Here is a 22,431-nt window from a genome sequence, read left to right on the forward strand (position 1 = left end):
CTTTCTAATATTAAAATTCTGAATGTTTTATTTCGAATTAAAAAAAGAGCATTTTTTCTAATGATATTGCATGGATTAAGTCTAAATAAGTATAAATTTGCGCCAGAACTTTAAAAGTTCTAATCAGTTTTATTATAACGCAAACAATCTCCCGGAACTAATTGAAAGGTTTTGGAAACAGCATTTATGAAGAAAGGATTTAAAAAAAATATTGGTTTATTGCATTTATGGCTTGGACTTGGTTCTGGATTAATTGTTTTTATAGCTGCCTTAACGGGAAGTATTTTAGTTTTTGAAAAAGAAATTGACAAGGCTATAAATCCTGAATATTATAATGTTGCTACGATTGGAACGACAAAAAAGACAATTGATTATTGTGTAGATATACTTCAAAAAGAGCATTCTATAAAAAAGATTACTCGTATTTATACTTTTAATGATCCTTCGCGCACGATTCAAATTCTTGGAAAGGATTCTGATAAAAAAACACAGTTTTTTTCTATCGATCCTTATACGGGAAAAATCCTTGCACAAACTCCTCAAGAAAGCAGATTTTTTGTTGTTATTTTATCCATTCATAGGGAATTATTATTGGGCGAAACAGGTTCAATTATTATGGGAACTTCCTGTTTGATATTTGCTTTTATGCTTATTTCAGGTATGATTTTGTGGTGGCCTAAAAAAATCAAGAATCTAAAACAAAGACTTACTGTAAAATGGAGTGGTTCTTTTAAAAGAGTAAATTGGGATTTCCACTCTACTTTTGGTTTCTACAGCTTTTTAGTTTTGTTGATTATTTCCTTAACAGGATTATCATTTGCCTTTACGTGGTTTCAAAATGGTGTTTATTTCCTAACTGAAGGAAATGCGAAAAAACCTTCGGCAAAAGTAGAAAACCCAACTAAAATTGATCCTAAACTAAACAATACTGCTTTTTACCAAAATATATATAATAAAGCCGACAGCATTTTTCCATACACGGGAAACATACAAATCAGAATGCCTGCTGACACGATAAATAGTATTTTGGTATTAAAAGAATATTCAGAAATAACGATTCCAAATCAATCGAGTGCTGCATATTTTGATAAATATACCACTGAACAAATTGAAGCAAGACCTTATGATAAATTTTCGACAGGAGATAAAATAAGACGTTTAAACTACCCTATTCATACAGGAAGTATTTATGGTCTTCCTACCAAAATAATCGCATTTATCGTTTGTCTTTTTGCTGCGACATTGCCTATTACAGGGCTTATAATCTGGTTGGGAAGAAAGAAAAAAGGAGCGAAAAAATAAGAGTATATTTTCGTGAACCAAGAATTGAAAATGTTTGTCTAAGCATGAATTAAATTCAAAATTCTTTGCGTTTTATTGGTACGTGATAATGTACTGCATCAAACGTACCTACGGCACGTAAAATTCATCCAATTCGATTTCATTTCTACCGATGATATGGGTCTACCGACGATATGTGCCTAATGGCACATTTTTAAATTGATGTTTGTCTTTATTTCTATTTTGTGCCATTAGACACATTTCATTGGTAAAAAATAGCGCCAAAACTCGTAAGCGTGCCGTAGGTACGCAACAAAAAAAGGACTTAAAGCTTTTCAATTAAAGCTTTAAGTCCTTTTATGTTATATCATTTCAGCTTTACTTAAGCTGGAATAAGATTTGTTGCAATACCAATTCTATTCCAGGCATTAATTGTAATAATGGCTAAAATTACCTGAGCCAGATATTTTTCATCCAAAACTTTAGCCGCAGCTTCATAAGTTTCATCTTTTACATGATTGCTAATCAAAGTAATTTCTTCGGTTAACGCTAATATTGCTCTTTCTTCGTCTGTAAAAAACGGTGTTTCGCGCCATGCATTCAAAGCATAAATACGTTGTTCTGTTTCTCCCGCTTTTCGAGCATCTTTTGTGTGCATATTGATACAAAAAGCACAACCATTAATTTGTGATGCTCTAATTTTAATCAATTCTTTATGCGTTCTTGTCAATGATGTGCTTTCGATGAATTTTTCAAGTCCCAGAATAGCGCTATATCCCGCTGGTTCTACTTTGTCAATATGAATTCTTGTTTGCATTTTGATACTTTTTTATATTATTAATCCTTTATTTTAAAACTAAATTATTGTTTATTAATATTTTATAAAGCAAATTTACAACACTAATCTGGATGCAAAATATGCCAATTTTGAAATAAATACCAGCCCAGATAATCTAATGAATCTCGCTTTTAAAAATGTAAATCTTATAAAAGCTTCTCTACTTTTTGTTTTTAATTTTAGTTTTAATATCAATAGATAATAATGCAAATTCAACGATATTTGTATTGCGTGATTAAAGAATAATTCAGAGAGTTGATTTAAAAATTGACTTATTCAAGTTTAAATTATGATCTATATATGAATGAAAATCTAATAAACCGTTATCAGATTAACTTTGTCAACTTGACGGAACAATCAAAGACTAATCAGGCGAAAATAGCCAAGCATCCATATATTAAAAATAAGCATCTTAGTTTATTTTTGTATGAATGGTCAAATCCTCAGGAAATCAACGAAGCATTATTGCCTGATATTGAAGCGGCTTTTTTAGATACAAATTATTTCGAAGCTAACTCTAGCGAAAATGTAAGCATTATAATTTATCATGATAGAGTTGAGCTTTATGGTAAAACTAAATTTGTTTATGAATTACCTACAGAAGACTTTAAAGAAATAGTTATTGGTTGGCGTGATTTTTTATTAACTCCGCCATTAAATGGAACTAAAATTTATCAAGAAAAGAAAATTGAAAGATCTGAAAATAATTCAGCAGAATCTTATACAGTATTTGAAACGACTGAAAGTGAATTTTCGGATATTGAATTAAAGACTTATTCCAGACAAAACAAGTTTGTATTTATCTTATCGCTGGTTTTATTTGTAGCATCTTTTCTCTTTTTCTTCATTATTCTACCGTCATTAGATGTTGCCAGAATAATAATTCCTGTTTCGATTACAGGATCGATTATGATAAGTTTATCTGGATTTTATTGCTTATTATATTATAAAAGCTGGAAGAAAGATTTTATAGAAAAAGTCGGAAAACCCAAATTAAATATTGAAACCTTTATTCTTATTTGTAGTTTACCAACAGCTTTGTTTTATTTCATAATTTCATGGAATTTCCTGGAAGGTCCCGGACATAATCTGTACAAATTAGGAATAACTCATAGCGTAATAAAGTTTTTCACTTCTTAGAAATATACACCTAATCATCTATGAATACATTCCTTATAAATCACTACGGAATTAAGTTTTATAAAAGAATTGATGGAGAAATTAACATAACAGCTAATTCATTAATTCTAGCGCTCTATTTGACTAGATTTATAAGACAAAAAGATATGCTAAAAGATTTAATTTTAACTTTAGACTTAGCATTAGCAGGCAATTTAATTTCTCCAGATGATAAAGAATGGAGTGTAGAACTTGGTTTACAACTATATACAGGAGTAATTCAAACAAACATGACTTTTGATATATTTCTGGAAGATCATTACGATCAAACCTTAGAAAATTTTCCTCTTTTCGATATAAACGAAATCTTAAAATCATTATTAGAATTTATAAGGTAATTCATTTTCTCTACAAATTCTTCTGACATTAATAGCTAAAATATACAGAGCAATAATTATTTTTAAAAACCGAAAGTTTTAAAAAAACATGAGCACAAAAATAAAATACAAAGATTATTATGGTAATTATATTGCGGAGCAAAAAGTATCAGATTTAAAATTCTACTCAAAAGAATTTTTTAATAATGATGAATTGAAATTAGTTGAAGATTATGGTCCCAAAGGAAGAACTAATGAAATTATTTTACGAGGCGGTGAATATTATTTATCTGCCGATGAAGATTTGCAAACAATTGTTAATCAACATAAATACATTGGTAATCATTGGATCTTTTTCTTTAATAAACAACAAAATAATCTGCGAGATACTTATTGGGAATATCATTTTTACGAAAAAGGAGAACTACATAGAAGCGGAATAAAAGTTTTCAATAATGATAATCTGTTAATTGCTTCATGTACAATAGATTTAGAAACCAATGAAATTGACAATAAACGAAAATACTTTTATGGAGATCCAAATATTTATAAAAGACCAGAATATGAAAGTCATTTTTTAAGTGTTTCTTATCATACCAATAATGATGTAAGCGACATATATATTTATGACGAAGATTACCAGAGCGCAGATGAATTTTTAGCCTCTTTTGATTCTAAATATTTCGATTGGGCATCACAACCTTATTTTCATAGCTTTGTGCCTATAATGCAACAAGATTAATTGTCTAATTTACCCTGTTTTTGTTTTTCATTAGAAAATCCTGAAATATATTGCTCTGAATTGTTTATTCCTGATAAAATTTTTCTTCGATCAATATCTTAAAAGATTTCACGGCTAATTGTATATATTTACCATTTAAACCGAAGTTTTTATTATGGAAGATTTTTTAATTGGTATTGGAAAAAGATTAAAAGAAATTAGAAAGAAAAATTCGCTGACCATTCACGAAGTAGCAAACATGGCGGGTGTAAGTAATGGTTTGATTTCCAGAATCGAAAATGGAAGAACTATCCCTTCTTTGCCTGTTTTAATCGAATTGATACAATCTCTTAATACTGATGTAAGTTACTTTTTTGAAGGTGTTGAAAATACCAAAAATGCCAAATACATTCATATTAAAAAAGAAGATTACCAAAAAATAGAAAAAGAAGACCGCGCCGAAACTACTGGTTTTAATTACTATCATATCTTTAGTAAAAGCATAAATTCTATAGGTTTTGAAGCCGTAATTCTTGACGTTGAACCCAATTGTAAACGTGAAAAAGTAATTACAGATGCCTGGGAATTCAAATATATCATAAAAGGAAGCGTAACATATATCATTGATGATGTTGAAGTTATCGTAAACGAAGGCGATTCGTTATGTTTCAACGGAAGACATCCACACGTACCTGAAAACAGAACTACAGAAAATTGTGTAATGCTAGTACTTTACTTCTATTCTGAAAGCAATAGTTAGTCTGCATAACTTTAAAATTTAACCGCGTATTTTTACCGCAAAGTCAGCAAAGTTTTTGCGCAAAGTTCGCAAAACTTTGTATTGATCTAGCTTTGCGAACTTTGCGTTTTCTATGCGCCAAGTAAAATTAAATCTTAGCGCGCTTTGCGGTAAAAAACACGGTTAAATCAACATAAAGTTAAACGAGTAAAAGGCTACCTCCAAAATGGAGATAACCTTTTAAAAACAAAAAACACAAACTGAATTAATTTCCTGCCGGAAGCCAAGAGCGACCATCCAGCGACCAAGCCGAATTAATTGGCACTCCAAACCATAACAGCGAAGAATATGCGATATCTACCATTTTAGGAACTACTCCAGTTGCAGTTCCGCATTTTAAAGTAGCTGTACTTGTTGTCCATGTTGGTGTATTTGCAAAAGCAAGATTAATTTGTTGCGCGCTGGAATCTGTAAAAGAATTTCCTGATCCGTTATCGCCTTTCCAATATCCAATAAGATTTGCATAATCAGGGTGAGAACTTGTTACAGATGAACATGTATAATTAAGAATTGAAGTTTCAGACAAAGCTTTGTTCCATACACGAACTTCAGCAATATTACCGTTTACATTTGCGCCATAAATCAAAGTTCCGTCTTGTCCAACTGCGAAAGGCAAACCAGAAGTTAAACTTCCAAAAGTGCTAACAATTGCTGCTTGTCCTACAAAAGCGCCATCTTGATAGGTTTTAACCAACTTTGCCGTACGATCAACCACCATTGTCAAATGATGCCATTTTCCGTCGTTGATTGAACCTCCTGAAATATCTACACGATTTTGAGTGTCTCCAATATTTACTTTCCATGTTCCACCAGTATTAGCACAAATCACAAATCCGCGATTTTTACCACTTACCCAATTTTTATTTGAAACCAATGATGGATCGCTAGAATAACCGGAAGTTTTTACTCTGCATTCAACTGTAAAACTTGAATTTCCAAAATTGTACAAAGCATTATTTGTCGAAGCATAAATACTATTCGAATTAAAACTTGCGAATTTACCTGTAATAGATGTCGTAGGATCAACTGGTTTTTCGATTTTAGTCGAAGTGAAATTCTTATTATTGAAGATTGTAAAAATATTTCTTTCCTCATAAGATGTTCCTCCGTGCGATCCTGTAGAACCTGTAACGATTCCGCCATGATCCGGCGCTACAATTACCAACCAATCTTCATTGGCATAATTTGGTCTGTTTTTTAATGCGGTTAAGATTTCGCCAATATAACCGTCTGTAGTTTCGATTGCAGCTTTGTATTGAGACACATTAAGCGAAAATCCATAACTGTGACCCGCGTGATCTACATCATCAAAATGCAGAAATAACGCATCAGGATTGTCATTTGTTAAAGCCGTAACAACTTCATTTTTAACGGCTAAATCTGTAGTTAAAGTTTTTTCTACATCAATTCCGTCAACGATATAAGTATTGATTGGTGCCCAATGTACAATTGACATTGTTCTTAAAGCGGTATTATACGTTTCAAGACGTTTTAAAAAACTTGGATAAGTTCCAAAATTTGGAGTTGAAAATGAATTGTCTGTAACGCCGTGTTTCAAATGAGTTACACCGCTAAGCATTGTCGACCAGCCGTTTCCACTCCAGGTTGGCGCTTCGGTCAAAGCATCTAAACTATAAACTGAATTTGGCAATAAAGCGTGAACATTTGGTGTGTTTGCGCCCATCAAAGCGTCTCCACGACAGCCATCGATTCCTATAATAAGCAGTTTTTTAGTACCGCCGCTTAAAGCAGATTTGCCTGTTTTTAAAATAGTTTTTGTATTTACTGAACTTTCGTCGCTCGCAAGCGTTGGTTCATTGGTACAGGAAGTCACTAAAAGTGCACTTGCAAGAATTGTAATGTAACTTAATCTAAAAATCTTTTTCATTGGGTTGAATTGTTTTAATGTGTTACTATTGATTTACTTGTAAAACTATTTCCTGCAGGGATTTTTATTTTAACTAATTAGTTTATTAATGTTTAGCACATAGAAACATATTTTGAATTTTATAAAGGATGCTTCGCTCAAAGTAGATTATTTTTCTCTCGCAGATTTGGCAGATTTAGCAGATTTTTTTCAATCTTTTTAATGTTTTTAATCCTTTTATCTGTGTCAATAACTATGTGCGTCATAATCAAGTGAAACGCCTTTTTTCATATCAAAATTCTATGTTTCTATGTGTTAAAAAAAAGTGTTTTAATTCATAATGCTGTACAACGAAGCAAGAGAATCTAAGATGTAATCCGGTTTTGCTTCTTCGAGTTGTGATCTGGTTTGTGCTCCGGACAAAACGCCAATCGTGATTCCGCATTTAGCATTTTTACCTTCTTCGATATCAATTGCTGAATCTCCTGCTTTCAATACTTTTGAAGCATCTTTGATTTCGAACAATTGCATAGCTTTGTGTATCATATCCGGAAAAGGACGTCCTAATTCTACATCGTCAGCCGTGATTAATGCATCGAACTGATGGTCTTTTTTCCAGTTTAATTTCTCTAATAAAGTGTTCGCAACATGGCTGCTATAACCTGTATTTAAAACTACTTTTACGCCGTCTTTTTTAAGGTTTTGAAGTACATTTTCTACGCCTTCAATAGGTAAAACTTTAGCCGTAAGATATTCTTGATCTAATGTTTCTTTAAAATATTCAAATATTTCCTCCGATTTATTGGCGTCTGTAATATTGATATGCTTTAAAATATCTTTTATCGCCTGATGTTTTTCTTTTCCTGCTCCTAACGAAAGTACCAATTCAAGAGAAACATCAATTCCGAATTTATTGATGGATTTATGTAGTGATTTATAGACTATATTTTGTTCATTTATTGTTGTTCCGGCCATGTCAAAAACAACCATTTCAATTTCATTAATTTTCATTTTGTGTGTATTTGTTTTTATAATCAAATGCTTTTTTAACACATAGACACATAGTTTGTAAAACGTAAAAAGTCGTTTCACTCCAAATAAAACGCAGAGCTATGTGTTTAATTTTTCACGCAGTTTTTGCAGATTTTTTTCTCTAATCTTTGAGTTTTTTTTCTCGCAGATTGGGCAGATTGAGCAGATTTTTTTTAATCCTTTTAATCTGTGAAATCTGTGGCTAAAAAAATTAAGCGTTAAAAATTTTATCAATGTTATGTTTAGCAAATCCTGCGCTTCCGGTCATTCCCTTTCCTCCTATTCCGGTTATAATGTGAATATTTTCGCCAACTGTATGTTCAAAAATATCTTTGGTTTTGCATTGCGAATACATTCCAAACCATCTGTTTTGGATTTCATAAGTTGGTAAATCGATGATCTTTTTGGCTTCTTCAATCATGAAATTGTCGATATCCATATTCAAATCAAATCCCAAAGAATCTATATCTTTTGCAGGAGCATATTCATGAGAATCTCCCAGAATTACAGATCCGTCCAAAGCTTGTTTAAATAAGATATGAACGCCATACTTTTTCTCAAAACTATCCGGATTTTCTTTTGCTTTGATTGCTGCGTAGGATTTACATTCTTCAAAAGATTCGTATCTTCTAATCGTTAATCCGGTTAGAATAGAACCGTCTAATTTGTAATTATTCTGAGGTTTTGTCTGCAGCATCTGAAGTTTTGAAACTACCAAATCGCTGTTGTTGTAAATTTCAGGATATAGTATTTTGAAATCGCTTCCGTTACAAATAATAATTTTTGAAGCTTTGTATTCTAATCCTTCTGAAGTTGTTGCAATTACTTCATTATTTCTGTTTTCGGTATTCAAAACCGTGGTATTCATATATAAATCAAGACCTAAATTTTCGGTCATATATTGATGCAGTTTATGAATCATTGTTGCAGGTTCAACGGTTACTTCTTGCGGAAAAAATAATCCTCCTGTACAATAATCAGAACGTAATCCGGCGTATTTTGCCAAACATTGTTCTTTGGTCAACAAATTTGATTCGTAATCATTTGCTATATTTATTTGATGCAACTCTTCAATTAACAGCATTTCTTCTTCGTTTGAAGCTAAATATACGGTTCCGTTTTGACGAAGATTAATATCAAATTGCGACTGAATATCTTTGTAAATCTTTAAACTTTCTTTTCCGAAGTTTTGCCACTTTCTGTCCATTCCGGAAGGTACAACCTGACCAAAATTTCTAACTGTTGCGCCTTCGGGTTTGCTGTTTTTTTCAAGGATTGCAACTGACATTCCTTTTAGTAAAGCGTGATAGGCATGAAATGTACCTAAAACGCCTGAACCAACGATTATTAAATCATATTTCTCTTTCATGTGTTTGTGTTTGTGTTTGTGTAATTTGTTTTATGCTGATTTTATGCTATTCTTTTCCTTTATTTCAAGTGTATAAAGGTGTTGTACTAATTTTTGATGTTTTTTTGAATTTCCTTTTAAAGTAATTAAAGGACATTATGGTTGTAATTATCCCAACAAAGGATAACAGATAAATACAAGTGGTAAAAAAGCTTAATAACGAAATATTTTTGTCTCCGAAATTCTTAAAAAATAAAACCAAAACGCTTCCTAAATATCCAAAAGCATCGGCGATATAGATTAAAAACCCAGTGTTTCCGTCTATTTTATAAGTGGCAATCATTCGGTCAAAAAACAAACCGTTGAACGGAATATAGCAAACGTACATTCCAAATCCCGAGATCATCATCCACGGAAGTGGCGATATTAAGTGCTTTTGAAACAAAAATGTTGTTGCGCCAATAAGTAATGAACCTAAAAACAATACTAAATGATAATTTTTGAAAGCTTTGTAGTTGTTTTTCATGCTTCCTAAAAATCCTAAAATAACGAGAACTGAGATCGCAATAGGAATTTCTGAATACATATAAATCGAAATACTTTCTTTATATCCCAATGTATCCCACAATTCTCTGGCAAAATTATCCCTGAATTCTCTCATTGCCGTAAGCATTGCGTAGAATATAATTATTGCCGTTAACGGAAATGCAAATTGCTGAAATAATGAAGCGCGTTCTTTTTTGCTGAGTGGTTTTCGTTTTGATTTTAAAGCTAAATCTTCGCTATCAGGATTTGGGATTTTCTCCAAAAACAATGAAAATACGATTAACGGAATTATAAATATTAAACCCGAAACAAAAGGCATCCAAAACTCATTGCATCCCAAAACCGTCAAGACAAATACGCCAACGGATTTTGCGGCTCCAGAAGAAACTATAAAACTCGAACAGAGAATAACGCCTAATAATTCGGTAGTTTTTCTTCCTTCGATATACGAGAAAACAATTCCCCAGATCATTCCCAAAGGCAATCCGTTTATGAATAAAAACAGAATATTGTATGGCGCCGGAACTAATGCAAATCCTAATAAAGCTAACTCAGAAATGGCTATAAAACTGATTAAATATAAAGTTCTCTTTGCCGATTTTAATTCGGATATAATCTTGATTCCTAAAAATTTAGAAAGTGTATATCCTAAAACCTGAGCCAGAATCAACAAGATTTTATAGTCAATTCCCCAAAAAGACATATGGTCAAATGTCGCTACAGTAAAGGGTTTACGGAACGCATACATACAAAAATAAGTACCAAATGCCGCAATGGATGTTTTTAATATAAACCTGAAATTAGATGCTTTTTTAGACATTAGTTTTTGAGATTTAACGTAATAGTTGTGTGGTTGTAAAGTTTAAATAAGTGTTTCTCTATAGTTTTTAGAAACTCGCTGGATGGGGTTGGTTCAAAAAAAATAAACTGTAAAAATAAAACCTGCCAACATCCAACGAGTTAACTTATAGTTGTCTATAAATTATATTTTAAACCAAGATTGAATTTTGCACCATAATATTCTACCTGTTTTGGTCTGTTTGGTGTTTCTCCAAAATGATACATTAATGGCTCATTCAAAACGTTATTTACATCGCTGAAGATTGTAAAATGCTTTCCTACTTTATAAGAAGCCGAGAAATCAAGTGAGTTATATTTACCATAATAAATGTCATTCATATCTGTATTCTTGGCATTTGCATCAAAACTTATGGCGTATGCACCTTTATGGTTGAATGCTGCTCTCACGTTAAGTTTGCCCGTTTCATAGAACAATTGCAGGTTGTATAATTCTTTTGCCTGATAAGGAGTTGATACTTTTCTACCGTTTGGATTATTGGTATTTTGCCCTAAAGTCATTTCAGAATTCATGAAAGTTGCATTAATCTGAGTTCCAAAATATTTTAAGAATCCAGGCAAGAAGCTGAATCTTTTTGTGATTCCAAATTCAACTCCGCCAATCCAGGCGTTACCACCGTTTGTAGGCGAACTGATTTCGATATTAGGAATTCCGTTTATTGTACCTTGATACGTGTCGTCAAAAATTGGATCTGTAATTGATTTGTAGAAAACTCCGGCGTTGATTACACCAACTTCATCTAAGAAATATTCTCCCAATAAATCAAAGTTCCAAGAATAAGTAGGATTCAAATTTGGATTTCCTCCTGCATATTCGCCGTCAATTGTGTTCAAAGATCCCGCTGGAGAAATGTCTCCAAAGTTTGGTCTTGCAAAGGTTCTAGTTGTAGCAAAACGAAGGTTTAAATTCTCAACCGGCGTATATTTAACATGTAACATTGGTAATACTGAAGTATATGTTTTTGTGTTTTCGGCATCCACAACCACATTATTTTCAACTGTTTTACCAGTAACTTGTGTGATTGTATTGGTAACTCTAACACCTCCTAAAACTGTCCATTTATCAGATATTGAATACGTTGCCATTGCATAACCTGAAGATGTAGTTTCGCCAACATTAAAGTTTCTTCCTAAACCTTTTCCTAATTCAGGAATTTGAGAATCTGTTGGATTTAGAACCAAACTACCTTGCGCCGAATTGTATAAATTATTCATTCCGTTTCCAGATAAAACCGGACCAAAAGTGTTTCCAATATTAGTTCCTGTTTCACGTCTCATATAATCTGTTCCGCCAGGCTGATTGATCAAATCTGAACCATAATTTGACAAAAATGGCGTTGGCGATCCTGTCCAATTATAGTATTCGTCTCTAAAAGTTGCGATACGATCTTTGTCTGTTAATTTCGCACCGAACTTCATTTTCAGACTTTCATTAAAATTGTGTTCGTAGTTTACCGCAGCAATAATATTGTCTCTTTCTACAATGCTGATTTTGTATAATTCCAAAGTAGAAAACTTCATCTTAGTTGGATCTGTTTTGAAATTTGGATCTGAGTAAAAATCAAATATCGATTTTGGATTATTCGGATCAAGCATTCCGCCATCCGTAGCCCAATATGCTCTTGGTCCGCCAGCTCCACCAGATGCAACAGGAACTGTGTTCAAATATTCAGGTTTAACGCCAACTCCCGTTTGATTAAATTGAATTAAAAAATAACTGTTGTCTTCTGCATTTGGAATATTTCCATATTTGAATTGGTTTCTGTAAGAAGCCAGACTCCAGTCTAAAGTCCCGTTTGCCAATTGATGTTTTCCGCCTAAATCAAGACCTAGAAATTGTGTCATTAATTCGTTGTGAATATCTTGTTGTTCAACCGTTAAAGCATTTGTTGTGCTGTTGAATTTATCAAATCTGATTCTGTGTTTATAATGTGTTTCTGTATCAGAAAGTCCTCCGTAAGTTGCTTTCAGGAAAATTTTATCTCTCGAAGAAGGATTAAATTCCATTGCAGCATTTAAACCAGTAGTTTTTCTAATTCCGGTATAATCTCTTAATTCTAATCTGTAAACTCCCTGATCACCATTTCTTCTGGCTTCATAATTATCTGTTGCCCAGTTTCTGTCCCAATAAGTACCATTAATAATGTAACCAAACTTTCCGTTTTTACTTTTGTCACCAATAGTAAGTGATCCGCTGTAAATTCCTTTATCCGATTTTTGATTGTATCCGCTAAAAATACTTGCTTTAATAGTTCTTTTTGTTGGAGCAGTTTGTGTGGTAAAATTCACGCTTCCGCCAATTGCATCCCCATCCATATCTGGCGTAAGTGCTTTTGTAGCTTCAACATAAGCGATAAGATCAGACGGAAAAAAGTCAAATGCTGTAGCTCTCGAAGTGGTTTCTTCTTCGGCAGTTGGAATTCTGTTTCCGTTGATTGTTGTTGAAGACCAAAATGGCGGTAAACCTCTTACCGAAACGAAACGTCCCTCGCCCTGATCTCTTTCAATAGAAACTCCAGGCATACGCTGAACAGTTTCGGCAGCATTACGATCCGGAAGTTTTCCTATTCCGTCAGCCGCAATTACATTTACAATGCTCATCGATTTTTTTTGCATGTTCAGCGCTCTTGCTTCACTATTTCTTTGACTCATTCCGCTTACAACTACTTCGCTTAATTCTTTTGAATTGGTTTCTAAGCGAATTATTCCTAAACTAACATGTTGATTGTCTTTTACTTCAACTTTTATATTTTTTGTTTCATATCCTATATAGGCGATTTGTAATTCTAAACTACCAGATCTAACATCCTGAATCGTAAAATAACCACTGAAATCAGTTGTTGCTTTTTGATTGTTAGATAATATAATAGTTGCTCCCGGCAGTGGAGATTGTGAGTCGGTAACAGTTCCGCTTATGGTTGCTTTTTGCGCCGTCATGTTCTGTGCAAAAAGTGCAACCGAAAAAATAAAAATTGCCTTGTAAATTGTTTTCATGGTTAATTTGTTTACAAATATTAAATTTATTGAAGCAAATAAACAATGATTTTTATAAATAGTAAATAAATGAAAATTATGTAATTGTTAAAGAAAAGCAAATTAAAGCACCGCAATTGTTAAGGATTTGTAAAAAATAAAAATGCTAATGAATTGAAAATGACACCAAAATTCCTTTAAATACGGGAGAAATAACCGATTTTGATCAACATTTAAAGCAAAACAGAAAACGTTTTCGAAGCAAACATTCCTTAACAATTCTATTTTGGAATTGGCAACTTATTTACAAATAGTAAACTTTTTGAGTGATATTTTACTAGTTTGAGTTATTCAACATACATTATATTATGACCGTCAAATTTGTGTTTAGTCCCTACGGGACAATTTTGATGTGGTTTGTATTTTATTTTCTACCAACATTTAATCTCTCCGAGATATTCCTTTTAGATATTATAAAAACCTTTTATTATAGAATTTCAACAGACAATACTCCTTTAGGAGTTAAATATTGGTAAAAAAAACTTATCACACACAGAAAAAATGTCCCGTAGGGACTACACTTTCTTATTAAAAATCCAACAAAACAAAATGACGTTTTAAACAAAGTAAAATGACATTCTGAACAAACTCCGTCTTTTAAGTTCCCAATAACTTTGCCTTATAATAATTACTTAAAAAGCACACAAAATGAAAACAAACAATTATCAGGGAACTTTCCAAAAACCAATTGGTTCAGGATTTAATTCACAATCAACAACAAACGAAGTTATCAAAGGAATTGACCTTACGGGAAAAATTGCAATTATAACGGGCGGTAACACCGGAATTGGTTTAGAAACCGTAAAAATTCTTTCCGAAGCCGGAGCAACAGTAATAGTTCCTGCAAGAGATATCGAGAAAGCAAAGAAAAACTTAAAGGATATTCCGAATGTAGAATTGGAAATTATGGATTTAATGAATCCGGATTCTATAGATGCGTTTGCAAAAAAATTCCTTTCGTCAGGAAGACCTTTGCATTTATTGATTAATAATGCCGGAATTATGTGGGTTCCGTATCGTCGTGATAATCGCGGAATCGAATCGCAATTGGCAACTAATTATTTGGCACAATTTCAGCTTACGACAAGATTATGGCCAGCGCTTAAAAAAGCCAAAACTGCGAGAGTAATAAGCGTTTCATCGCAAGGACATCAATTTGGTTCTTTTAATTTTGATGATCCGAATTTTTTACACAAAGAATACGAAACTTTACAAGCTTACGGACAATCCAAAACGGCTTGTAATTTATTTGCTCTCGAATTAGACAATCGCGCAAAAGAATTTGGCGTGAGATCTTATTCGCTGCATCCGGGATCTATCAATGGAACTGAACTTGCGAGAGAAGCTTCTTTAGATTTATTCCAGAAAATGGGACTTTGCGATGCTGCTGGGAATATTCGACCGGAAATTTTAGCAAATCTAAAAACGATTCCGCAAGGCGCTGCAACTACAGTTTGGTGCGCAACGAGTCCGCTTCTTGATAATATTGGCGGTGTATATTGTGAAGATGCTGAAATTGCTTCAATTGCAACCGATTCTTCTATAACTCCAGGAGTAAAATTATATTCGCTTGACGAAGATAAGGCCAAAAGATTATGGTTGCTAAGTGAAGAAATGACGGGAATAACTTTTGATGTTCTTTAATGTGAGGTGTGTTTTGTGAGATAAAAGATGTTAATAGTAAGTTGTCGTTGTTTTGAAGCGGCAACTTCTATTCGATAAAGATTTCTTCTTTGTTTATTTTAAATTTCCGAATGATTGTGATTTTAGTAAATTTGATAAAGGTTCTGATGTCTTTTCCAACTGATAATAATTTAACTTAAAAGAATGCTGGAAACATACCATAATATAAATGACGAAAAAATATCTTCACAAGAATTAAGCTCTTTAAGTGAATACTATAAGGTGTTTAGTGAAAACGAAATAATATTAAAAAAGGAGTTTTATATTGATCATATTTTAAAACATATCAGCCACTATAAAAATGCTGAAGAATCGGAAAATGATATTATTACTATATACAGTACTTCAAATGTTTTTTATTCCATAATTGAAAAGATAAATCTTAGTAATCATGTTCTAGAAATTCACAAAGAATATTCAGGAACAGTTTTAACAAGTCATTCCAGATATTTGTATAATAATACTAATGATTTAATATGTATAGAAAATATTGATCTTTTGACTGGCTTACCAAAATTTAAGGAAACTGAAAAGTATTTTTATGATTTTGAAAAGGATGATTATTTTCCAATAATTACAGCTTCTTTTAATGAAGATAGTAGTTTAGACATCATACAATATGATAGTTATAGATTTGACGGACAAGACGAAATCATATTTTCTGAAGATGGCGTTCCGGGAATTAGTGATTTACCAACTTTAAAAAAACGCTTAGCATTATCTACTCAAGAAATGAATTATTATTTGACTGCAATATTAGAACCGTAAAGAATTTTTATTTACTCATTATGTAAAAAACCTCAGTTCCTAACCAATAAAAGAAAATGAATAAATTATTTATACTACTTATTTTCACACTTTTTTCTTGTGAAAATAAAGAAACAGACATTGATAAAATAGTTGTCCATTCTGTTAACCTTAATATTGATACTTCGGCTGATGTCAGTTGTAAAGATTTTGAACTAACCTTTAATGGTGTTATAAAAGTTTATTCAATAAAAGATAAATCTATTTTCAATAAAATTGATAAATTACTTAAAGGAATAAAAAATAGCAACAAAAACACATCAATAGATATAAGAAGAAAAATAATTGTTTTTCATAAAGATAAGACGATTGATACTTTATGTGTTGATCGGTTTAATATTGTAATGAATGGTCAATTGATTGATAAAAATGACGATTTACTATCATTGTCACTTGATTTATAATTAAATGAATTTTAAACATAACAATAACAAGTATCAACGCTAGCGCGAACGTCTCGGTCGTGAAGATCTGCACGCGCACGAGCGAGACGCTCGCGCCAGCAAATGTAAAATATCTTTGAAAGATTAGAAAATATTATAATTATTCCGTTGGCGAAAATTATAAATTATAAATTATCCTGAATATGGTAAAACTAAAGTGCTTTTTTAAAGTAAAGTTGGTTTGGATTTTCCTGATTCTCTTCATTTTTATAAATGAATTCCTGATATCCTAAAGATCTTAAAGTTTTGATTAAAACTACATCTATTTCAAAAGCTTTTGCCCAAATCAAATCGTGTTTTCTTTGCAAGGCAATTTCTTCGGCACGTTTAAAAAGCACGTTTAAATCATCTGGATTAAAATAAACTATATCTTCTAGTCCAATTGCTTTGTTGGCTTCAAGATCTTGATTTGAAAGTCGGGATGAATTTAATTTCATAAAAGACAAAGGATTTTCGTTTTCGTAAACCATCAACATTTCGATCGAAAAATCATTTTGAATTCTTAAAAACTCTTGCCTTGATAGATTTTCCGCTGCGTACTTCTCGCCTATTTCTTTTGATGATCCAAATAAATCCGAATAAAACTTAAGGGCTTTCTGTTCCATCCAAATGATATTATCATTTATTATCACTACAAATCTTGCTGCTTTAGACATGTTTTATATTTTATTACTAAATATTAAATTTTCTATTATTTATGGCAAAGTTGCGATGATTGTTACTATTAGAAAAGAGCAAAATGTCTTATGTTTTGTTCGAAAAGTCGGGAAGTGTTTTTTTTTTACAAAGGTATTTTCGTGTGATTTGCCATTTCGACGGAGGAGAAATCACACGCGAAACTCCACAAAGATTGGCGACAATATAGAACGCGGATGACACGGATTCGCTTTGCGAAAACGCGGATTAAAACGGATTTTATCTACTTAATATTTTCATTTTGAACGAGAAATAACACAAGGAACTCTACAAAGATTAGAGATTCTCTTTGCGGAGTTTCTGGTGTGATTTCTCCTCCGTCGAAATGACAAATTGGGACTGAAAACTGAAAATTAAGACTGAAAACTAACCCCGATTAAGAATCCGTTCGCTCGCGAGAGGGATAGAAGCTATCCGCCGCGGCGGAGTGTATAGCCCGACAGCATCCTGATAAGAGGGCGTATACGCGCAAAGTAATGTGCCCTCTTGTCAGGATGGTGGCTCGCCCAAAGTATCATCAATAGTCTAAATATTTTTTCTGCGATATTCGAGTGGCGAAATTTCTGTTGCTTTTTTAAAAAATCTTCCAAAAGTCGATTGATTCGGGAAATTTAATATATCGCTAATTTGGTTGATTGTCAAGTCTTTATTTTGAAGTAATACTTTGGCTTCGAGAACCACAATATCTTCTATCCAATTACTGGCTGTTTTGCCACTATTATTTTTGATGACTTCTGATAAATATTTTCTGGTAACGTTTAGAGCATCAGCATAATATTGAACGGATCTTTGGTTTATAAAATCTTTAAAAAGTATTTCTTTAAACTTTTCGAACAAAGAATTTTGGATTGTTTCGGTTAAAATTGTCTGTTTTATAAAATCGAGTTCGTAAATTAAAATATAAAGATAACCTCTAAGAATCAAAGGCTGATGATTCGAATTATTGTCGAGCGATTCTCTTAATAACGAAAAGATTTGCTCAAACTTTAGTTCATTTTTTTTCTCGAGATTGAAAACGTGCATTTCGCTATTATCGAAAAATTCATATTGCGACAGGAAGAAAACATTTGCTTGATTATGAAGAAAAAATTGTGGTTTGAAAAAGATGATATCGATTAAAATTTCGTCGCTGTCTTTTGTAAAACTTCTAATCACCGAAGGCCCTAATGTGATTATGGCTGGTGCATGAATTACAACTTTTTTTAGTTGCGTTTGCATGACAATACTACCCTTTCTTAGAAACTCTATGGCGTAACTTTCTGCCCGATAAGGTTCGCTGATATACGGATGATCTTTTGCCTGAACATAAAAATAATCTTTATCATTGTTGATATTGGTAAACAAACTCTTATGATGTGCGAGCGAGTATGTTGTAATTTTATTCTTCAATTATTTTGTTTTAAGCTGTATCAAATATACTTAACGTTTTTTTGCCTAACAAAAAAATGGCGCTATACAGCACCATTTTTTGCATTCTTCTATCATAAAATAAAAGAATATATATTGAAATTGAATCTTATTTTTTATCGATTTTATAAAGTCTTCCACCATCTGTAATGGCGTATAAAGCTCCGTCGTTTCCTTGTGTTACATCTCTAAAACGTTGATTTTCTGAAGCCAGAAGTCTTTCTTCACCAATCACTTTATTGTCTTTTATTGCAAGACGAACGATATGCATTCCGCTTAAAGCGCCTATGAAAAGATTATTTTGCCATTCAGGAACGCGATTACCGGTATAAAAAGTCATTCCGCTTGGCGAAACCACCGGATCCCAGTAATAAACCGGTTGCTCTAAACCATCTTGTTGCTGAATTCCCGCACCAACTTTTTCTCCGCTATATTCGATTCCGTACGTAATTGTTGGCCATCCATAATTTGCACCAGGTTTTATACGGTTAATTTCATCTCCACCTCTTGGTCCGTGTTCTGCCAACCAGATTTCGCCTGTCACAGAATTAAGTGCTAAACCTTGCGGATTTCTATGACCATAACTATATAATTCCGGTAAAGCTCCGGTTTGCGTAAAAGTAGGATTTCCGGTTGCTGGCTGCCCGTCTTTTGTTATTCTGATTACTTTTCCCAAACCTGTTGCAACAGATTGCGCCAATGGTCTTGTTTCTAATACAGAACGTTCTCCAGTACTTATTACAAGAAAACCTGATTTATCAAAAAGAATACGTCCGCCATAATGCAGCGTACTTGCGTTGGCAGGTTTAGCTCTGTAAATTACGGTTGCTCCTTCGATTGTTTTTTCGTCAGCTGATAATTTTCCTTTGGCTACAGCCGTATTATTTCCGCCAGTTGTAGCTTCTGCAAAAACCCAGTAAACCATACGATTTGCAGTAAATTCCGGATCAATAGTTAATCCTAATAAACCACCTTGTCCGGCAGCATTAACAGCAGGAATACCAGTTATTGGAGCACTCAAAACTCCGGCTGTAGTTGCAATTCGCATCGTTCCGCCTTTCTCGGTAATTAATAATCTGCCATCCGGAAGACTTTTTATTCCCCAAGGACTTGATAAGCTTGTAGCAAGAACAACTCCTTGATAAGGTGTATTGGTTTGAACTCCATTTATACGAGTTTGCCCTTCAAATGCGGGTTTATAAGTTGTGTTAGCAGCATTTCCTTCTACAGGATTCGTAGTTGTTCCTGGATTTGAATCGACATCTTTGTCGTTTGCACAGCTAAAAAAGGTCATTAGCACGCTAGAAACAATAGCAATTTGGTTAATAGTTCTCATAGGTTTGGGATTTTAAGGATTAAAAAAATACAAATGGTAGATATTCTAATGTATAACAAAACAAAAATCTTCAATTAAAATTAAAAAGAGTTATATAATTTATGAGAAAATTTATACAATTATACTGTTTTAAATATAAATTCCCACACCTTAGCATAAATTAAATAACATTAAAAGCTAAAGAACAGAAAAGATTTAAACTCTGCGTAAATGTCTCTAACTTTGCTTAAAGCAGAATATAATCGAAAAAAACATAACTTATAATTACCACATTAAATGGAATACGAAGCAAAATATATAACGCCAGATATTAAGCTTTCTTGTTATGAAGATAAGTTTTTTAAATCGGATATAATGTTTGATCAGCATATGTTGGTTTGGTTTATTTCGGGCGAAACGAAGATTGTGCAAACTGATGGAATTCATATTTTTAAGAAAGGAGATATTTTTCTGATTCCTAGAAATCAACTCGCAACGATTATAAATTATCCAAAAGATGGACAACCTCATAAAACTGTCGTGATGCATTTATCTACTGAAAAACTGAAAGATTTCTACACAAATCTGGATATTAAATTGAAAACTAACATACAGCCAAAAATACATTCTTATAACAATCATCTGTTACTCGAAAGTTGCCTTGCGTCTTTGATTCCGTATTTTGAGATGACGACACTTCCCGCAAATATCGCCGACTTAAAAATAACGGAAGCAATAAGTATTTTAAGATCAATTGATTCTGAAATAGATAATGTTCTGGGAAATTTTGAAGAACCGGGAAAAATTGATTTGGTTAATTTTATGGAACGTAACTTTATGTTCAACATGCCGCTGGAACGACTTGGTTATCTTACCGGAAGAAGTTTGTCTACTTTTAATCGGGATTTTAAAAAGTATTTCGATACAACTCCGCAAAAATGGCTGACCAAAAAAAGGCTTGATCTTGCCCATTATCAGCTAAGCAAAAACAAGAAAAAAACAATTGATGTTTGTTATGAAGTTGGTTTTGAGAATTTATCACATTTCTCTTATGCCTTTAAAAAACAATTTGGTTATACTGCAACTGAATTAATAAGTATCAATAACCAAATCAATATATAAAGCAATATTATCTATCACATTATTATTGATTTGGTTAGAAATAATAAATATTGAATTTTATTTATTTTGGAAAATAATTGCCTTTCAAAACAAGTTTTACAGATCCAATTGCTACTCCTAAAACGACAATATTCGTCAGACAAAAAACAATTAAAGCTAATATCATAATAGCAGAATCGGCGGTTTTTAAAGCAAAAATTGACAAACCTTGCGACAAAGTAGCAATCCCAAAAGTATAAGCCCAATATCCCGGTGCAAAAGCTTGTTCTTTGAGCCATTTTATGGCAAAAGTTATAGAAACAAAAAGAAACAAAGCATATCCCATTAATGCATAAGTAATTGAAATATTACCGCTTTCTCCAGTCAGAACCTGATACGCAACAAATAAAACAACCGCAGGCGCCATATAAATTCCCATAAAATTTCGTGTTTTTGCGCCAAGTCCGCCAACTGTGAGTTGATTTGTAATTACAGAATCCATAATCAACCACGAAATAGTTCCGATTCCCAGAAGTACAAAACCGTAATTTGTATATCCTAACAATCCTGCTGCAAGTGCATTAACCAAAATACTTGCCGTAAAAGTCAAAAACAAAGACGGCGTTGTTTGATTTGCTTCACGATCCTGTGTCCATAAACCTGAAAGTTTGTACGCGCCATAAATAAGATTTAGCACTGAACCAATCCAAAATAAAGTAATTGCAATCGAATAATCATAAACATGAACGGCAATTGCGACCAAAATAACAGACTCGGGAATCAATGCCAAAAATGAAGATTGAACAGGATCATTGAATTCATTTACGGCCAACTTTCTATGCTGAATCCATTTGTTGCAATAAAGTGTTAACCACCAAATAAAGGAAAGTACAGCGAGCATTTCTAAAATTTCTCCAATATAAATTGGCACGTTCCATAATGATGTAGCGTTTCTCCACGCATTTCCTGTTTCTGCTAATCCTAATGTCATTGCAAAAAAAGATGCGGGAGCAATTGGCAATGTAATTTTTTGTTTTTCAAATTGTTGTAGTGCGATTTTATCTTCGATTTTGTCCATCATTAAAATATTAAGTTTAACTTTGAGCAAAATTATACTGATTTAGTAAAATATTAATTGTAATATTCTTCGTTAATATAGT

The 22,431-nt window shown here is 32.6% G+C and carries 19 protein-coding genes; 9 read left to right on the forward strand and 10 right to left on the reverse strand.

What is annotated here, in order from left to right:
- Window positions 1-186 precede the first annotated feature (186 nt).
- A complete protein-coding gene (locus WN975_RS07935; protein WP_337966053.1) occupies window positions 187-1,302 on the forward strand; it encodes a PepSY-associated TM helix domain-containing protein in 1,116 nt (371 codons plus the stop codon).
- Between the two features lie 361 nt (window positions 1,303-1,663).
- Here WN975_RS07935 and WN975_RS07940 read toward each other — a convergent pair whose 3' ends face one another.
- Entirely contained in the window at window positions 1,664-2,098 is a 435-nt protein-coding gene (locus WN975_RS07940; RefSeq protein ID WP_121330337.1) for a carboxymuconolactone decarboxylase family protein, read from the reverse strand.
- A 321-nt stretch (window positions 2,099-2,419) separates the two neighbouring features.
- Between WN975_RS07940 and WN975_RS07945 the strand changes: the two genes are divergently transcribed.
- The 4 genes from WN975_RS07945 to WN975_RS07960 all read left to right on the forward strand — a co-directional run bounded on the left by WN975_RS07945 (window position 2,420) and on the right by WN975_RS07960 (window position 5,096).
- Window positions 2,420-3,259 (forward strand): hypothetical protein, encoded by an 840-nt coding sequence (locus tag WN975_RS07945; protein WP_337966054.1) that lies wholly within the window; start codon window positions 2,420-2,422, stop codon window positions 3,257-3,259.
- Between the two features lie 20 nt (window positions 3,260-3,279).
- The gene (locus WN975_RS07950) at window positions 3,280-3,636 is read left to right on the forward strand and encodes a hypothetical protein (protein WP_337966055.1); all 357 of its coding nucleotides are present in this window, start codon (window positions 3,280-3,282) and stop codon (window positions 3,634-3,636) included.
- Window positions 3,637-3,724: 88 nt separating this feature from the next.
- Entirely contained in the window at window positions 3,725-4,357 is a 633-nt protein-coding gene (locus WN975_RS07955) for a hypothetical protein (RefSeq protein WP_337966056.1), read from the forward strand.
- A 154-nt stretch (window positions 4,358-4,511) separates the two neighbouring features.
- Complete coding sequence (locus WN975_RS07960) at window positions 4,512-5,096, forward strand: XRE family transcriptional regulator (protein WP_099708132.1); 585 nt, start codon at window positions 4,512-4,514, stop codon at window positions 5,094-5,096.
- A gap of 244 nt (window positions 5,097-5,340) precedes the next feature.
- On the opposite strand, the gene WN975_RS07965 is transcribed toward WN975_RS07960, so the two are convergent.
- From WN975_RS07965 to WN975_RS07985, 5 genes are all read right to left on the reverse strand, one after another.
- The gene (locus WN975_RS07965; protein ID WP_337966057.1) at window positions 5,341-7,023 is read right to left on the reverse strand and encodes a DUF4983 domain-containing protein; all 1,683 of its coding nucleotides are present in this window, start codon (window positions 7,021-7,023) and stop codon (window positions 5,341-5,343) included.
- A gap of 309 nt (window positions 7,024-7,332) precedes the next feature.
- On the reverse strand, window positions 7,333-8,013 hold the full coding sequence (locus WN975_RS07970) for a phosphonatase-like hydrolase (RefSeq protein WP_337966058.1): 681 nt from the start codon (window positions 8,011-8,013) through the stop codon (window positions 7,333-7,335).
- A 232-nt stretch (window positions 8,014-8,245) separates the two neighbouring features.
- Window positions 8,246-9,403: a TIGR03364 family FAD-dependent oxidoreductase gene (locus tag WN975_RS07975; protein WP_337966059.1), complete on the reverse strand. Its 1,158-nt coding sequence runs from the start codon at window positions 9,401-9,403 to the stop codon at window positions 8,246-8,248.
- 64 nt (window positions 9,404-9,467) lie between these two features.
- Window positions 9,468-10,748 carry a DUF5690 family protein gene (locus tag WN975_RS07980; RefSeq protein ID WP_337966060.1) on the reverse strand — a complete coding sequence of 427 codons (1,281 nt, stop codon included), beginning with the start codon at window positions 10,746-10,748 and terminating at the stop codon, window positions 9,468-9,470.
- Between the two features lie 155 nt (window positions 10,749-10,903).
- Window positions 10,904-13,780, reverse strand: a complete 2,877-nt coding sequence (locus WN975_RS07985) for a TonB-dependent receptor (protein ID WP_337966061.1) — start codon at window positions 13,778-13,780, stop codon at window positions 10,904-10,906.
- 687 nt (window positions 13,781-14,467) lie between these two features.
- Here WN975_RS07985 and WN975_RS07990 point away from each other — a divergent pair.
- The 3 genes from WN975_RS07990 to WN975_RS08000 all read left to right on the forward strand — a co-directional run bounded on the left by WN975_RS07990 (window position 14,468) and on the right by WN975_RS08000 (window position 16,713).
- Window positions 14,468-15,463, forward strand: a complete 996-nt coding sequence (locus tag WN975_RS07990) for an SDR family NAD(P)-dependent oxidoreductase (RefSeq protein ID WP_337966062.1) — start codon at window positions 14,468-14,470, stop codon at window positions 15,461-15,463.
- A gap of 183 nt (window positions 15,464-15,646) precedes the next feature.
- Window positions 15,647-16,270 carry a hypothetical protein gene (locus WN975_RS07995; protein ID WP_337966063.1) on the forward strand — a complete coding sequence of 208 codons (624 nt, stop codon included), beginning with the start codon at window positions 15,647-15,649 and terminating at the stop codon, window positions 16,268-16,270.
- Window positions 16,271-16,326: 56 nt separating this feature from the next.
- Window positions 16,327-16,713: a hypothetical protein gene (locus WN975_RS08000; RefSeq protein ID WP_337966064.1), complete on the forward strand. Its 387-nt coding sequence runs from the start codon at window positions 16,327-16,329 to the stop codon at window positions 16,711-16,713.
- A 191-nt stretch (window positions 16,714-16,904) separates the two neighbouring features.
- Here WN975_RS08000 and WN975_RS08005 read toward each other — a convergent pair whose 3' ends face one another.
- The 3 genes from WN975_RS08005 to WN975_RS08015 form a co-directional block, all read right to left on the reverse strand.
- Complete coding sequence (locus WN975_RS08005) at window positions 16,905-17,408, reverse strand: hypothetical protein (RefSeq protein ID WP_337966065.1); 504 nt, start codon at window positions 17,406-17,408, stop codon at window positions 16,905-16,907.
- Window positions 17,409-17,973: 565 nt separating this feature from the next.
- Window positions 17,974-18,837, reverse strand: a complete 864-nt coding sequence (locus WN975_RS08010) for a helix-turn-helix domain-containing protein (protein ID WP_337966066.1) — start codon at window positions 18,835-18,837, stop codon at window positions 17,974-17,976.
- A gap of 127 nt (window positions 18,838-18,964) precedes the next feature.
- Window positions 18,965-20,191 (reverse strand): PQQ-dependent sugar dehydrogenase, encoded by a 1,227-nt coding sequence (locus WN975_RS08015; RefSeq protein WP_337966067.1) that lies wholly within the window; start codon window positions 20,189-20,191, stop codon window positions 18,965-18,967.
- A 276-nt stretch (window positions 20,192-20,467) separates the two neighbouring features.
- Here WN975_RS08015 and WN975_RS08020 point away from each other — a divergent pair, with 276 nt between their 5' ends.
- Entirely contained in the window at window positions 20,468-21,292 is an 825-nt protein-coding gene (locus tag WN975_RS08020) for a helix-turn-helix domain-containing protein (protein WP_337966068.1), read from the forward strand.
- Between the two features lie 61 nt (window positions 21,293-21,353).
- Here WN975_RS08020 and WN975_RS08025 read toward each other — a convergent pair whose 3' ends face one another.
- The gene (locus WN975_RS08025; RefSeq protein ID WP_337966069.1) at window positions 21,354-22,352 is read right to left on the reverse strand and encodes a hypothetical protein; all 999 of its coding nucleotides are present in this window, start codon (window positions 22,350-22,352) and stop codon (window positions 21,354-21,356) included.
- Window positions 22,353-22,431: the final 79 nt, after the last annotated feature.

It is taken from the genome of uncultured Flavobacterium sp. (assembly GCF_951805225.1).
In the GTDB taxonomy this organism is placed as follows: domain Bacteria; phylum Bacteroidota; class Bacteroidia; order Flavobacteriales; family Flavobacteriaceae; genus Flavobacterium.

What these genes read in the sequence shown, in the direction of transcription:
- WN975_RS07935 (WP_337966053.1), top strand. Translation starts at nt 187, where the DNA reads ATGAAGAAAGGATTTAAAAAAAATATTGGTTTATTGCATTTATGGCTT.
- WN975_RS07940 (WP_121330337.1), bottom strand. Translation starts at nt 2,098, where the DNA reads ATGCAAACAAGAATTCATATTGACAAAGTAGAACCAGCGGGATATAGC.
- WN975_RS07945 (WP_337966054.1), top strand. Translation starts at nt 2,420, where the DNA reads ATGAATGAAAATCTAATAAACCGTTATCAGATTAACTTTGTCAACTTG.
- WN975_RS07950 (WP_337966055.1), top strand. Translation starts at nt 3,280, where the DNA reads ATGAATACATTCCTTATAAATCACTACGGAATTAAGTTTTATAAAAGA.
- WN975_RS07955 (WP_337966056.1), top strand. Translation starts at nt 3,725, where the DNA reads ATGAGCACAAAAATAAAATACAAAGATTATTATGGTAATTATATTGCG.
- WN975_RS07960 (WP_099708132.1), top strand. Translation starts at nt 4,512, where the DNA reads ATGGAAGATTTTTTAATTGGTATTGGAAAAAGATTAAAAGAAATTAGA.
- WN975_RS07965 (WP_337966057.1), bottom strand. Translation starts at nt 7,023, where the DNA reads ATGAAAAAGATTTTTAGATTAAGTTACATTACAATTCTTGCAAGTGCA.
- WN975_RS07970 (WP_337966058.1), bottom strand. Translation starts at nt 8,013, where the DNA reads ATGAAAATTAATGAAATTGAAATGGTTGTTTTTGACATGGCCGGAACA.
- WN975_RS07975 (WP_337966059.1), bottom strand. Translation starts at nt 9,403, where the DNA reads ATGAAAGAGAAATATGATTTAATAATCGTTGGTTCAGGCGTTTTAGGT.
- WN975_RS07980 (WP_337966060.1), bottom strand. Translation starts at nt 10,748, where the DNA reads ATGTCTAAAAAAGCATCTAATTTCAGGTTTATATTAAAAACATCCATT.
- WN975_RS07985 (WP_337966061.1), bottom strand. Translation starts at nt 13,780, where the DNA reads ATGAAAACAATTTACAAGGCAATTTTTATTTTTTCGGTTGCACTTTTT.
- WN975_RS07990 (WP_337966062.1), top strand. Translation starts at nt 14,468, where the DNA reads ATGAAAACAAACAATTATCAGGGAACTTTCCAAAAACCAATTGGTTCA.
- WN975_RS07995 (WP_337966063.1), top strand. Translation starts at nt 15,647, where the DNA reads ATGCTGGAAACATACCATAATATAAATGACGAAAAAATATCTTCACAA.
- WN975_RS08000 (WP_337966064.1), top strand. Translation starts at nt 16,327, where the DNA reads ATGAATAAATTATTTATACTACTTATTTTCACACTTTTTTCTTGTGAA.
- WN975_RS08005 (WP_337966065.1), bottom strand. Translation starts at nt 17,408, where the DNA reads ATGTCTAAAGCAGCAAGATTTGTAGTGATAATAAATGATAATATCATT.
- WN975_RS08015 (WP_337966067.1), bottom strand. Translation starts at nt 20,191, where the DNA reads ATGAGAACTATTAACCAAATTGCTATTGTTTCTAGCGTGCTAATGACC.
- WN975_RS08020 (WP_337966068.1), top strand. Translation starts at nt 20,468, where the DNA reads ATGGAATACGAAGCAAAATATATAACGCCAGATATTAAGCTTTCTTGT.
- WN975_RS08025 (WP_337966069.1), bottom strand. Translation starts at nt 22,352, where the DNA reads ATGATGGACAAAATCGAAGATAAAATCGCACTACAACAATTTGAAAAA.